General features: G+C 66.1%; 12 protein-coding genes. 8 read left to right on the top strand and 4 right to left on the bottom strand.

Translation table 11 applies throughout. The annotated features are described in order from the left end of the window. Positions 1–3 precede the first annotated feature (3 nt). The gene (locus tag H290_RS0122460) at positions 4–555 is read right to left on the bottom strand and encodes a GtrA family protein (RefSeq protein ID WP_020109090.1); all 552 of its coding nucleotides are present in this window, start codon (positions 553–555) and stop codon (positions 4–6) included. A 226-nt stretch (positions 556–781) separates the two neighbouring features. On the opposite strand from H290_RS0122460, the gene H290_RS0122455 reads away from it, so the two are divergent. Continuing rightward, positions 782–1,990, top strand: a complete 1,209-nt coding sequence (locus H290_RS0122455; protein WP_231373809.1) for a 5-(carboxyamino)imidazole ribonucleotide synthase — start codon at positions 782–784, stop codon at positions 1,988–1,990. Continuing rightward, a complete protein-coding gene (gene purE, locus H290_RS0122450; RefSeq protein WP_051122178.1) occupies positions 1,974–2,513 on the top strand; it encodes a 5-(carboxyamino)imidazole ribonucleotide mutase in 540 nt (179 codons plus the stop codon). The genes H290_RS0122455 and purE overlap by 17 nt, the downstream gene beginning before the upstream one ends. A gap of 11 nt (positions 2,514–2,524) precedes the next feature. Here purE and H290_RS0122445 read toward each other — a convergent pair whose 3' ends face one another. Continuing rightward, positions 2,525–3,352 (bottom strand): dienelactone hydrolase family protein, encoded by an 828-nt coding sequence (locus H290_RS0122445; protein ID WP_020109087.1) that lies wholly within the window; start codon positions 3,350–3,352, stop codon positions 2,525–2,527. Between the two features lie 166 nt (positions 3,353–3,518). On the opposite strand from H290_RS0122445, the gene H290_RS0122440 reads away from it, so the two are divergent. Together H290_RS0122440 and H290_RS0122435 are read left to right on the top strand one after the other, a co-directional pair. After that, entirely contained in the window at positions 3,519–4,679 is a 1,161-nt protein-coding gene (locus H290_RS0122440; RefSeq protein ID WP_020109086.1) for an acyl-CoA dehydrogenase, read from the top strand. A gap of 188 nt (positions 4,680–4,867) precedes the next feature. Further along, complete coding sequence (locus H290_RS0122435) at positions 4,868–5,923, top strand: Rv2578c family radical SAM protein (protein WP_020109085.1); 1,056 nt, start codon at positions 4,868–4,870, stop codon at positions 5,921–5,923. 3 nt (positions 5,924–5,926) lie between these two features. Here H290_RS0122435 and H290_RS0122430 read toward each other — a convergent pair whose 3' ends face one another. Beyond that, positions 5,927–6,634: a TIGR03089 family protein gene (locus H290_RS0122430; protein WP_020109084.1), complete on the bottom strand. Its 708-nt coding sequence runs from the start codon at positions 6,632–6,634 to the stop codon at positions 5,927–5,929. Beyond that, complete coding sequence (locus H290_RS29490) at positions 6,631–8,406, bottom strand: LCP family protein (protein WP_020109083.1); 1,776 nt, start codon at positions 8,404–8,406, stop codon at positions 6,631–6,633. Before H290_RS29490 ends, H290_RS0122430 begins: the two co-directional genes overlap by 4 nt. 205 nt (positions 8,407–8,611) lie before the next feature. On the opposite strand from H290_RS29490, the gene rfbD reads away from it, so the two are divergent. The 4 genes from rfbD to H290_RS0122405 are packed head-to-tail and all read left to right on the top strand — an operon-like array spanning position 8,612 to position 12,354. Next, the gene (gene rfbD, locus H290_RS0122420) at positions 8,612–9,487 is read left to right on the top strand and encodes a dTDP-4-dehydrorhamnose reductase (RefSeq protein WP_196809612.1); all 876 of its coding nucleotides are present in this window, start codon (positions 8,612–8,614) and stop codon (positions 9,485–9,487) included. Then, entirely contained in the window at positions 9,487–10,458 is a 972-nt protein-coding gene (locus tag H290_RS0122415; RefSeq protein WP_020109081.1) for a glycosyltransferase, read from the top strand. The genes rfbD and H290_RS0122415 overlap by 1 nt, the downstream gene beginning before the upstream one ends. Next, positions 10,455–11,570, top strand: a complete 1,116-nt coding sequence (locus H290_RS0122410) for a sugar phosphate nucleotidyltransferase (RefSeq protein ID WP_020109080.1) — start codon at positions 10,455–10,457, stop codon at positions 11,568–11,570. Before H290_RS0122415 ends, H290_RS0122410 begins: the two co-directional genes overlap by 4 nt. Next, positions 11,563–12,354, top strand: coding sequence for an SGNH/GDSL hydrolase family protein (locus tag H290_RS0122405; RefSeq protein ID WP_020109079.1), 792 nt, complete (start codon positions 11,563–11,565; stop codon positions 12,352–12,354). The genes H290_RS0122410 and H290_RS0122405 overlap by 8 nt, the downstream gene beginning before the upstream one ends. The last annotated feature ends 3 nt before the right edge of the window (positions 12,355–12,357 follow it).

Here is a 12,357-nt window from a genome sequence, read left to right as displayed (position 1 = left end):
CGCTCAGTTGTGGCCTAGGTCCCCGGGTGCGGGCGCGGGTTCGAGGTCGACCGCCGCGGATCCGGTGCTGTCCATCTCGGTCTCGGGGAACGCGAACCGGCGCAGTGCCCAGAATCGGAACGCCATCTGGAGCAGGTTGCCGATGATGTAACCGAGGACGAAGTCGATGATGACGAGCTGCTTGACGTCCACCGAACTGCGGATGTCGAAGAGGTTGTTGACCACGAACAGCGGGGCCGCCGACAAGAGGACGCCGATGCCGCTGATCGCGAAGAACAGCATGGCCTCGTGGTGCGTTTCGCGTCCGCCGCGGTTCTTGAAGGCCCACTCGCGATTGAGGACGTAGCTGACGATCGTGGCCAGTACACCGGAGATGATCTTGGCGATGACCGGCTTGGCCTCGAGAACGGTCAGGCTGAGCGAATAGAAGATCGCCATGTCGAGGATCATCATCGATCCGCCGATGATCGCGAACTTGATCAGCTCATGGTGACGCATCGCCAGCGCTCGGATCGGCGCTGGGGTACGGGACATCAGCCCGTCGATGAATGACACAAGGATGCAGTCTACGAAAGATTTGCGGCCGGGTACGAATCCCGCCCCGCCAGACCCCTGCCCGTGTCATTCGCCGGGGCGACACGTGAGACGATTGGCAGCCGTGACGAGTGATCGAAGCCCAGCTCCCGAATCGATCGGGGCAACGGTTCCGCCGGCCCCCGCGCCCGCATCCGGAGAACGCGATGCCGCGGCCACCGGCAGCCGCACCGCAGCGGTGTCGGGGATGCCCGTGGTGACCATGATCGGCGGCGGCCAGCTCGCCCGGATGACACATCAGGCGGCGATTGCGCTGGGACAGCGACTTCGGGTCCTGGCCGGTTCTGTCGATGAACCCGCCGGTCAGGTGACCCCCGACCTGGTTCTGGGCTCACACCTCAACCTCGACGATCTGCGGGAGGCCGCCCGTGGTTGCCACGCACTGACCTTCGACCACGAGGGTGTGCCCGTCGAACATCTCGAGGTGCTCGTCTCCGAGGGCGTCAAGGTCTTACCGCCGCCGACCGCGTTGATCTACGCCCAGGACAAACTGTTGATGCGCCGCAAACTGGCGTCGCTGGGTGCCCCGATCCCGGACTACGTCGAGTTGGCGGGCGCCGATCCGCAGGCACAACTCATCGAATTCGGTGACCGACATCACTGGCAGATCGTCATCAAGGCCATCCGCGGCGGCTACGACGGGCGCGGCGTCTGGCTGATCGACAGCCGGGAGGAAGCACTCGACGTCCTGGCGAAGGCCCCCGCCGGCACTGAGCTGATGGCCGAGCAGAAGGTGACACTGCGCCGGGAACTGTCGGCGATGGTCGCGCGGTCACCGTTCGGTCAGGGTGCGGTGTGGCCCGTGGTCGAGACCGTGCAGCGCAAGGGTCAATGCGCCGTCGTCATCGCACCGGCGCCCTCCCTGGACGCCGACGTCGCGGCACAGGCACAGCGTCTGGCGTTGTCGCTCGCCGCCGAACTCGGGGTCGTGGGTGTGATGGCGGTGGAACTGTTCGAGACCGACAACGGCGACCTGCTGGTGAACGAATTGGCGATGCGGCCGCACAACAGCGGCCACTGGGGCATGGACGGTGCGGTCACCGGGCAGTTCGAACAACATCTGCGAGCGGTGCTCGACTATCCACTCGGCGACACCGGCACCCTCGCGCCGATCACCGTGATGGCCAACATCCTGGGGGCGGAGCACCCACCGGAGATGTCCATGGACGAACGGCTGCATCATCTCTTCGCGCGGATCCCGCAGGCCAGGGTCCATCTCTACGGCAAGGGTGAGCGGCCGGATCGCAAGATCGGGCACATCAACGTGCTCGGTGCGGCCACGGACGACGTCGACGATCCGGACGATGTGGCACGTGTCCGGGAGATCGCGGAACGCGCGGCACACTGGATGTCGCAGGGAGTCTGGACCGACGGATGGGATGTACACGGTGAGTGAATCAGTGGGCGAGTCGAGGGCATCGGGGCCGCAGGTCGGCCTGATCATGGGCAGCGATTCGGACTGGCCCACGATGGAGGCGGCCGCCGAGGCGCTCGCGGAGTTCGGTGTGCGTTTCGAAGTCGGTGTCGTCTCGGCGCATCGCACGCCGCAGCGCATGCTCGACTACGCGAAAGATGCTGCCGGACGCGGAATCTCGGTCATCATCGCCGGTGCCGGTGGTGCTGCGCACCTGCCGGGGATGGTGGCGTCGGCCACACCGTTGCCCGTCATCGGAGTGCCGGTGCCGCTGAAATATCTCGACGGGATGGATTCGTTGCTGTCGATCGTGCAGATGCCGGCCGGTGTCCCGGTGGCCACGGTCTCGATCGGTGGCGCCCGCAATGCCGGTCTGCTGGCCGTGCGGATCCTGGCCGCCTCCGATTCGTCATTGCGGGCTGCGATGGAGCGGTTCCAGGCGGGCCTGTCCGACATGGTCCTCGCGAAAGATCAAGCGCTGCGGGACAAACTGCTCGGCGGATAGCGGCGAGGCGCTCAGATCGATTCGGTGAGCAGCCGCCGACGGAACAGGTCGAGGACGTCGTCGAGTGCTTGCCGGGTGGGCTGACCGGGTTCGTCGATGAGATGCTCGGTCAACGGCGAGTGCGGTGGTATCGGTGACGGGCCGGCCGAACTGTCGTCGAGTTCGATGGCCACAAAGGCGTCGCCGAGTTGCTTGCGGAGGAACTCGAATCGCTGTGGGGGAGAAAACCGGTCACCTTTGAACCGGACACCGAGCACCTGAAGTCCCTTGGCGCAGCGCCCTTTGACCGTTTCGAGTTCTTCGGGCGAGATGTCGATGTTGCCTGCGAAGCCTTGGATCGGCCGGACCGGTAGCGACGGCTGGGCGACAACAGGTGCGAGCAACCGCTCGTCGGTGGCCATCGCCAATGCGAATCCGCCGGTGAAGCACATACCGATCGCGCCGACGCCGGGTCCGCCGCACCGGGCGTGTTCGTGGGCGGCGAGTGCACGCAGCCAGCTGACCACCGGCGACGACTTCCCGGAGGCAAGTGTGGTGAATTCGCTGCTGATGCAGATCGGTACCAGTGACGCCACCATCTTTCCGAGCTCGGCCGGCCCGGCGTTGTCCGGGTCGAGGCCGTCGATGCCGAAGAGGCTGGGAAGTACTGCGGTGCAACCGATGTCGGACACCTCGCGCGCGAATTTGAGCACCTTCGGGGTGATCCCCGGCATTTCGGCGATGATGATCACCGCCGGGCCGTGTCCGCGACGGTAGATGGTCCGGGTCCGCCCGAAATGTGTGAAATCTGACTTCTCGAAGTCGGAGAGTGCTTCGGCCGGTGAGGGCGTGCGGCTCATCTGGTGAACACCTTTCGACGTGCGGGCCCGGGGTGGCCCAAGGTTATCTCCCGCCACTCGGTGCGGGGGCTCGCCGGATTCAAGTTACCCGCGAGTAACTGGAAATCCGGGCGGTATTAGAATTGCAGCGAAGAAATCAACGCTGGCGCCTACGAGGAGTGTTCTGATGGCCGGTAACCCCGACTTCGATCTGTTCAAGCTCGCTGACGAGCACGATGAGTTGCGATCCGCGATCCGGGCGCTCTCCGAGAAAGAGATCGAGCCGCACGCCGCGGACGTCGATGAGAAGGCACGATTCCCCGAAGAGGCGCTCACCGCGCTGACGGCGTCGGGTTTCAACGCGATCCATGTCCCCGAGGAATACGACGGCCAGGGCGGTGACTCGGTCGCTGCCTGCATCGTGATCGAAGAGGTCGCCCGCGTCTGCGCGTCGTCCTCGCTCATCCCGGCCGTGAACAAGCTGGGCACGATGGGACTGATCCTCAAGGGTTCCGAGGAACTCAAGCGACAGGTGCTCCCGACCCTTGCCAGCGGTGACGCGATGGCCTCTTATGCGCTGTCCGAGCGCGAAGCCGGTTCCGATGCCGCGTCGATGAAGACCCGTGCCAAGGCCGTCGGCGACGACTGGGTGCTCAACGGCTCCAAGTGCTGGATCACCAACGGCGGCAAGTCGACCTGGTACACCGTCATGGCGGTCACCGATCCCGAGAAGGGTGCCAACGGCATCTCCTCGTTCATCGTCCACAAGGACGATCCCGGTTTCACCGTCGGCCCGCTGGAGAAGAAGCTCGGCATCAAGGGTTCGCCGACCGCGGAACTCTACTTCGAGAACTGCACCATCCCGGGTGATCGCATCATCGGCGAGCCGGGTACCGGTTTCAAGACCGCGCTCGAGACCCTCGACCACACCCGCCCGACCATCGGTGCGCAGGCCGTCGGTATCGCCCAGGGTGCCCTGGACCAGGCCATCGCCTACACCAAGGATCGCAAGCAGTTCGGCAAGTCGATCAGCAGCTTCCAGGGTGTGGAGTTCATGCTCGCCGACATGGCGATGAAGGTCGAGGCAGCCCGTCTCATGGTCTACACCTCGGCAGCGCGCGCCGAGCGTGGCGAGAAGAACCTCGGCTTCATCTCGGCCGCCGCCAAATGCTTTGCCTCGGACGTGGCCATGGAGGTCACCACCGACGCGGTGCAACTCTTCGGTGGCGCCGGCTACACCCGCGACTTCCCGGTCGAGCGGATGATGCGCGATGCCAAGATCACCCAGATCTACGAAGGCACCAACCAGATCCAGCGGGTTGTGATGTCGCGGGCCCTGCTGCGCTGAGGTAGCACCCCCTGGCGAATCCCTGTCCCGATCGGCGTCGCTCCACCAGAGCGGCGCCGTTCGGTGTATTCGGCGCAGAGATAATGGGGCGCAGGTTGATTCGCGGCCCGTCGCGGCCGCGACCGACGGCTCATGGCAAAGTCGATGTCGACTTGACATGAGCTAGAACAGATGTTCGACTTGAGCTCATGCGATGGGACGGGCAACTCCTCGATGCCGAACCCGATGCGGGCGAGGACTCGGCCTCTCCGGCCCTGCCGGGGCTGGAGCGGGCCGGCCTGGTGCGGTCGGTACAGACGCCTGACTTCGAGGGCGTGACATTTCACGAGGTCCTCTGTAAGAGCGCGCTCAACAAGGTGCCCGAGGCGTCGAAGGTGCCGTTCACGTGGTCGATCAATCCGATGCGGGGATGCCTGCACCAGTGTGTGTACTGCTTCGCCCGGGGCACCCACGAATACCTCGACCTCGATGCCGGCCGTGACTTCGACACCCAGATCGTGGTCAAGATGAACATCGCCGCGGTATTGCGAAAAGAGTTGTCGCGCAGGAGCTGGAAGCGCGAACCGGTGGCGCTCGGCACCAATTCCGATCCCTACCATCGGGCGGAGGGGCGCTACCGGCTGATGCCGGGGATCATCGGCGCGCTGGCCGATGCCGGTACACCGATGTCGATTCTCACCAAGGGGACGTTGCTGCGCCGCGACCTCCCACTGCTGTCGCTTGCGTCCCAAAAGGTTCCGGTATCGATCGGGATCTCGCTCGCGCTCCTCGACGAAGATCTGCGCCGGCATGTGGAGCCGGGTGCACCCTCGGCCCGCGCGCGGCTCGATCTGATCACCGCCGTGCGGGAAGCCGGATTGGACTGCCATGTGATGGCGGCGCCAATTCTGCCGCAGCTCACCGATTCCCGTGCTGCACTGGACGAGTTGTTCGCGGCCCTGGCCGGTGCCGGTGCCACCTCGGTCACCGCGATTCCGCTGCATCTGCGTGGGCCCACCCGCAACTGGTATCTGACCTGGCTGGGCGACAATCATCCCGCATTGCTGAAGAGCTATCGCCAGATCTACGGGCGCGGCGCCTATGCCGCCTCCGAATACCAGCAGTGGCTTCGTGAGCGAACGACGCCCCTGGTCGAAAAACACGGGCTCGCGGGTACTCCCGACGAAACCGTCGGGGACCACTCTCTGCGCGGAGTGCGGCAGGCCCAGACGCCGTTGAAAGAGCCTGCGCCAACTCTGTTCTGATCTTCAGGACAGCGTTGCGGTGACCTTCTCGGTGGCGGCGCGAGAGGCCAGTTTGGCCTCATCGGGATGTGCCACCTGTACCAGTGAACCTCCGGCGATCAGAGGCGTGAGCAGGTGGGTGATCAGGTTGTCGGTGGAATCCCAGGTGCCCGTGGACATGACCCGTGAACCCGCCACGATCGCCACCGCGTCGGCTGAAGCCGTGGCCGCGGAGACGATCTCGGCCACGGTGCGGTCGTCGAGTGCCAGATCACCTGATCCGCTCGGACGGAATTGGTCGCCGTGTACCCGCACCGAGGCCGCATAGTCCGTCAGGCCGATCGGCAGATTGCGCATCGGCATGCCGAACGGGTCGAGTGAGACCACAGCGATCTCGGGCGCCTGATCCATCGCGGCCAAGGTGTCCATCGAGCAGAACGCCAGCGCGGCGTCTTCGCTGTAGCCCAGGCGCACGTGCATGCCGGCCCACCACGCACCGAGCAGAACGCCCGCGGTCTGCCAATGTGCGGGCAGGTCCACGGCGACGACGTCACCAGGGGTCAACCCGAACTCGTCGCGAATCATGTTCGCGGTCTTGGCAGCCCAGTTGGCGGCCGTCAGACCCGACAGCTCTGTCCGCTCACCCGTGGCGTCGTTGTAGTAGGTCAGAAGTGGCTGGGTGCCGTCTCTGGTCAGCGCCGGATCGAGTGCGGCGTCTGCAAGGGTGATCAATTGACACACTCCGGGCCGGTTCCACCGGCAGTGATTCGAGGGGCGGGTGGGGTCGGGGTTTCCTGGGTGTCGGATTCCTGGCTGTCCTGCGCGCCGGAGTCGGAGATCGAGCCCGGCCCGGTGTAGCTGTCGGTCAGGATGACGCGCACCGTATTCGGGGGCAAGGAGGTATCCGCGGTGATCGGCAGGCCGCCGAGGTCTTTGGACACGGCGATCGCGCCCGGGTCGTCGGTGGTCGCGGCGAGAACCTGGCTGTCGACGGTGGCGTTGGTGTCGTTGCCGGTTTCGCCGGGGCGATATCCCTTGTTCGCGACGATCCGGGACACGTTGGTGGCCAGCCCGTCCACTGTGCCGGTGTTGATCACGTCGACCGTGTAGTCGCCGGCGAGGAAGGCCACGGTGCCGTCGGCATTCTTTTCACCGAGCAATCCCTCGGTGAATGCCTTGACCGCGACCGGATCGACTTCGACAACACTCTGGGTGCCGTCGTCGCTCCATCCCTGTTCGGTCACCACGGGGATGGTGGCGAACTGAACACGACCGCCGGACAGATCCTTGAGCTGTTCGACGAACTTCAGGACGTCCCAGTTCTGGTCGATCACCACCGACCGCGACACCGCGTTCTGCAGGTCGGAGAGTTTGCCGGGGTTCGTCAGGGTTCCGGCGGACAGCACCTTCTGCGCCAGTGAGGCCATGAAGACCTGCTGGCGCACGATGCGGTCGAGGTCGCCGCGCGGCAGGTCGTGGCGCTGACGGACGAAGCTCAGGGCCTGCGAACCGTCGAGCTTTTGCTGGCCGGCCGGGAAGTCGGCACCCGAGAACGGTTCATCGACTGCAGCATTGAGACAGACGTCGACACCACCGACCGCGTTGGTGAGCAACACGAATCCCAGGAGCCCGATTTCGGCGTAGTGATCGACCTCGACACCGGTGAGGCCGGTGACGGTGTTGATGACTGCGTCGCGCCCGGCCTGCACGGATTCTTTGTCCGCTTCGCCCAGGTCCATGCCTTCGTTCACCAGCGCGGCGCGCTTTTCCTCTTTGGCCGAACCGTATGCGGAATTGATCTTGGTCATCCCGACGCCGGGTACCTCCACGTACGAGTCCCGGGGGATCGAGATCGCGGTGGCCGACGACCCGTCGTTGGGGATCCGGATGAGCAGGATCGTGTCGGTGTTCGTCCCGACATCGTCCGCGGAGTGCAGCTGGGCCAGTTCTTTCTCGGAGAGCGGGTTGCCCTGCGCGTCGGTGCGTGAGTCGGTGCCCACCATCAAGATATCGACGGCACCGTCTTTGCCGCTGCCCAGACTCAGGCCGTCGAGCTTGGTGATGCTGTTCTCGAGACTGGTCATCTGGTTCCAGGCGTAGCCGGTGGCCACCAGGACCGCGACCGAGACCACGGCCACCGCGATCCGGGTGATGGAACGGGCCGACTTCTTGCCGTCGGCGGGCGGGGCACCGGTGGCCGGCGCCGACGCGGGTGCGGCTGCCTTCTGCGGACGTTCCGGTGGCCCCGGCCGGTCGGTCCGACGGGTCTTGCGTGGTGCGTCGTCGGTGCGTGGCCGGGCCGACGATCGCCTGGGCCGGTCGGCATCGCCCGCCGGCGTGTCCCTCGGGCGGCGTGGGCGTGGTTGTTCGGAGCCGTCATCGCGGCGCCGGCGGGCCGCAGCCCGTGGAATCGGCTGACCCGAGGCCGAACGCTGCGGGCGACCCTCGCGCGGTGAACCGCTGCGACGCTCACCCGACGGTCGATCCGAAGAGGGACGGTCCACGACGGGCGGCGCTCCTAACTCATGTCTTCGACGGCGGTCTCCGGGCGCGATATGGCCCGGCGGAGACCGATTGCCCGCAATGCTACGTGCGAATCTCGCGGCGGTGCCGGAGCCGGACCGGCGCGCCCGTGATGATGTTGTTCACGCTGGTGCATCCCCGGACTCGGTGCGCGCAGACCCGGCCGAACCGGACATGATGGTGTGTATGCAACGGGAATTGGGTTCGGTGGTGGTGACCGGCGCGGGCGGTCAACTGGGTGGGCAGCTGCGTATTCGTGGGGGAGACCTGGTGCGGCCGCTGGCCTCGGCTGATCTGGACATCACGGATCCGGAGGCCGTCGATTCGGTACTGGGCGGACTCGGACCCGCGGATGTGGTCATCAACTGCGCGGCATACACCGCCGTCGACGCGGCGGAGACGGACCGGGACCGGGCCCGTGCGATCAACGTCACCGGGCCGGCGAACCTGGCGGCACTCACCGCGTACACCGGCGCGCATCTGATCCATATCTCGACGGACTATGTCTTCACCGGCCGCGCCGAGCGTCCGATGGAACCGGGGGATCCGACCGGGCCGACGTCGGTCTATGGAGAGACCAAGCTCGCCGGTGAGGTGGCGGTCCGCGCGGGCGATCCGTCCGCGACTGTCGTCCGTACCGCCTGGGTGTACACCGGCGCACCGGGTGGCACCGACTTCGTGTCGACGATGCGCCGTCTGGAGGCCGAACGCGACACGGTGTCGGTGGTCACCGACCAGGTGGGTTCACCGACATTCTCGACCGATCTGGCCGATGGCCTGCTGCAGCTCGCCAGGAACATCTGCGCCGGCGGGTCCCCGGCCACCGGGACGATCCTGCACGCCTCGAACGCAGGCAGTTGTAGCTGGTTCGACCTCGCGCAGGCCGTTTTCGCCGAGATCGGTGCCGATCCGGCCCGTGTTCTGCCCACCACGTCGGACGCGTTCCCGCGCCCGGCCCCGCGTCCGGCGTACTCGGTTCTGTCTGGTCAGTCATGGCAGAAAGCCGGCCTGACGCCGCTGCGGGACTGGCGTTCGGCACTGGCTGTGGCAGTGAAGGCGTGATGGCAGGGGAGGCTGAGGTCTCCGGCTACCCTGAGGCAGTGACTGATGAGCAGGTTTCAGACCGTGTCGCGGTGGTGACCGTGACGTATTCGTCCGGTGATTACCTGACCAGATTCATCCAGACCCTCGATGGTGCGATGGCCGGTACACCGGCGGTGATCATGGCGGACAACGGATCTCACGACGGTGCCCCCGAGGCCGCAGCCCAGAAGTACGACCACGTCTCGTTGCTGCACACCGGCGGCAACATCGGCTACGGCGGTGCGGTCAACCGGGCGGTTGCGCAGGTCGATCCGGCCATCGAATACGTGATCGTGGCGAACCCTGACGTGGAGTGGGGGCCGGGTTCCATCGACCGGTTGCTCGCGGCCGCCGATCGCTGGCCACGGGCCGGCGCACTGGGACCACTGATCCGCGAGCCCGACGGCACCATCTATCCGTCGGCGAGGCGGGTTCCGGATCTGGTCTCCGGAACCGGGCACGCGATCTTGGGCACGGTGTGGAAGTCCAACCCGTGGACCGCTGCCTACCGGCAGGACGCCGTGGACGTGTCCGAACGTACGGTGGGGTGGTTGTCCGGGTCGTGTTTGCTGGTCCGGCGCATCGCCTTTGATTCCATCGACGGTTTCGATTCCCGCTACTTCATGTATATGGAGGACGTCGACCTCGGTGACCGGTTGGGCAGAGCGGGCTGGCTCAACGTGTTCGTCCCCGACGCAGAGGTCTTGCACGCGAAAGGCCATGTGGCCGACCTTGATCCAGGAAAGATGTTGCCGGCACACCATCGCAGCGCCTATCGGTTCCAGGCCGACCGGCACCCGCATTGGTGGCAGGCGCCCTTGAGGCTTGCCCTCCGCGCCGGACTCGCTGCGCGATCGGCGGTGGTGGTGGCGGCGGCGAAACGTGCTGCCCGCCGCGAGAACTCGCCAGACGGCTCGACGACCCACAGTTCGACGAAAGGTACAAAGTGACTTCAGACGATCGTGTGACCTCGCCGGCGACGGAAGCCCTGACCGATGATGTGCAGGCGGTTATCTTGGTCGGCGGCAAGGGAACTCGGCTGCGGCCGCTGACGCTGTCGGCCCCCAAACCGATGCTGCCGACGGCGGGCGTGCCGTTCCTGACCCATTTGCTCGCCCGGATCAAGGCCGCCGGCATCAACAAGATCGTTCTCGGTACCTCGTTCAAATCCGAGGTTTTCGAGGAGCATTTCGGAGACGGTTCGAAGATGGACCTGTCGATCACCTACGTCCACGAGTCCGAGCCGATGGGTACCGGTGGCGGCATTCGCAACGTGCTGCCACACCTGACCGCGAAGACCGTGCTCGTGTTCAACGGTGACGTCCTGTGCGGCACCGATGTCCGGTCCATCATCGACACCCACCGGACCTCGGGCGCCGCGGTCACGCTGCACCTGGTGCGGGTAGGTGATCCGCGGGCATTCGGTTGCGTGCCCACCGATGAGTCCGGGCGGGTCACGGCGTTCCTGGAGAAGACCCAGGATCCGCCCACCGATCAGATCAATGCCGGCTGCTACGTCTTCAACCGCTCCGTGATCGAAGAGATCCCCGCCGATCGTCCGGTCTCGGTCGAACGTGAGGTCTTCCCGGGCCTGCTCGCCGACGGCGTACACGTGCAGGGTCACGTCGATTCCGGTTACTGGCGGGACATGGGTACACCCGAGGATTTCGTCCGCGGCAGTGCCGACCTGGTCCGCGGCATCGCGCCGTCGCCCGCCCTCAGCGGTCCACGCGGTGAATGCCTCGTCCACGAGGGCGCCGGCGTGGCCCCCGGCGCACTGTTGATCGGCGGCACCGTGGTCGGTCGCGGCGCAGAGATCGGAGCCGGTGCCCGGCTGGACGGGGCGGTGATCTTCGACGGTGCCGTGGTCGAGGCGGGTGCGGTGATCGAGCGCTCGATCATCGGTTTCGGTGTCCGGGTGGGGCCACGTGCCCTCATCCGTGACGGCGTGATCGGAGACGGTGCGGTCATCGGTGCCCGCTGTGAACTGCTGCGTGGGGCGCGGGTCTGGCCGGGGGTCAAGATCCCCGATGGTGGAATCAGGTTCTCCACAGATGTCTGACACGGTGGCCACGGCGCCCTTCAAACGTTTTGTCGCTCTTGGTGACTCATTTGTCGAAGGGGTTGGCGACGTCGAGGCCCGCTGCCCGAACGGCGTGCGCGGTTGGGCCGACCGGGTGGCCGAGGTGATGGCCCGCGCCGATCCCGAGTTCCGGTATGCAAACCTCGCGGTCCGGGGCCGGTTGATGTCGTCGATCGTGTCCGAACAGGTTGTTCCGGCTGTTGCGATGCAGCCCGATCTGGTGGCGATCTCCGCCGGAGCCGGCGACCTGTTGCGTCCGGCCGCCGACATCGACACGCTCATCGAGGACTACGACGCCGCGATCGGCCGGTTGCAGGATTCCGGCGCCCGGGTGGTGACCTTCACCGCCCACGACACCGGCGGCAAGTCGGTGTTCGGGGCCTTGCGCGGTCGATTCGCGGTCTACAACGAACTGTTGCGTGAAGTGGTCGAGCGTCGCAATCTCACGCTCGTCGATTTCTGGCGGATGCGGGTGTTCCGTGAACGCGCGATGTGGGAGTTCGACCGGATGCACATGTCGACGGCCGGGCACGTGTACATGGCCATCGAAGTGCTCGACGCCCTTGGTATCGAACACGATCTGGTTCCGGTGAAAGTCGGCCCGCCGCAACCGATCTCGCCTAGCGAAAGGCGCCGGGACAGTCGGCAGTGGACGGTGGAGCACGCGATGCCGTGGGTGGGTCGCCGGCTCCGTGGTGTGTCCACCGGCGACACCATCGCCCCGAGGTATCCCGAACTCACCGCGCTGACGCCGAGCACGTAGCGC

The sequence above is a fragment of the Nocardia sp. 348MFTsu5.1 genome (assembly GCF_000383535.1).
Lineage (GTDB): Bacteria > Actinomycetota > Actinomycetes > Mycobacteriales > Mycobacteriaceae > Williamsia > Williamsia faeni.
The sequence above is the reverse complement of the archived record's forward strand: the minus strand, read 5'-3'. Positions and strand labels throughout refer to the sequence as shown.

Coding starts and splice junctions, on each gene's coding strand:
- H290_RS0122455 (WP_231373809.1), top strand. CDS start 782: ATGCCCGTGGTGACCATGATCGGCGGCGGCCAGCTCGCCCGGATGACA.
- purE (WP_051122178.1), top strand. CDS start 1,974: ATGTACACGGTGAGTGAATCAGTGGGCGAGTCGAGGGCATCGGGGCCG.
- H290_RS0122445 (WP_020109087.1), bottom strand. CDS start 3,352: ATGAGCCGCACGCCCTCACCGGCCGAAGCACTCTCCGACTTCGAGAAG.
- H290_RS0122440 (WP_020109086.1), top strand. CDS start 3,519: ATGGCCGGTAACCCCGACTTCGATCTGTTCAAGCTCGCTGACGAGCAC.
- H290_RS0122435 (WP_020109085.1), top strand. CDS start 4,868: ATGCGATGGGACGGGCAACTCCTCGATGCCGAACCCGATGCGGGCGAG.
- rfbD (WP_196809612.1), top strand. CDS start 8,612: ATGCAACGGGAATTGGGTTCGGTGGTGGTGACCGGCGCGGGCGGTCAA.
- H290_RS0122415 (WP_020109081.1), top strand. CDS start 9,487: ATGGCAGGGGAGGCTGAGGTCTCCGGCTACCCTGAGGCAGTGACTGAT.
- H290_RS0122405 (WP_020109079.1), top strand. CDS start 11,563: ATGTCTGACACGGTGGCCACGGCGCCCTTCAAACGTTTTGTCGCTCTT.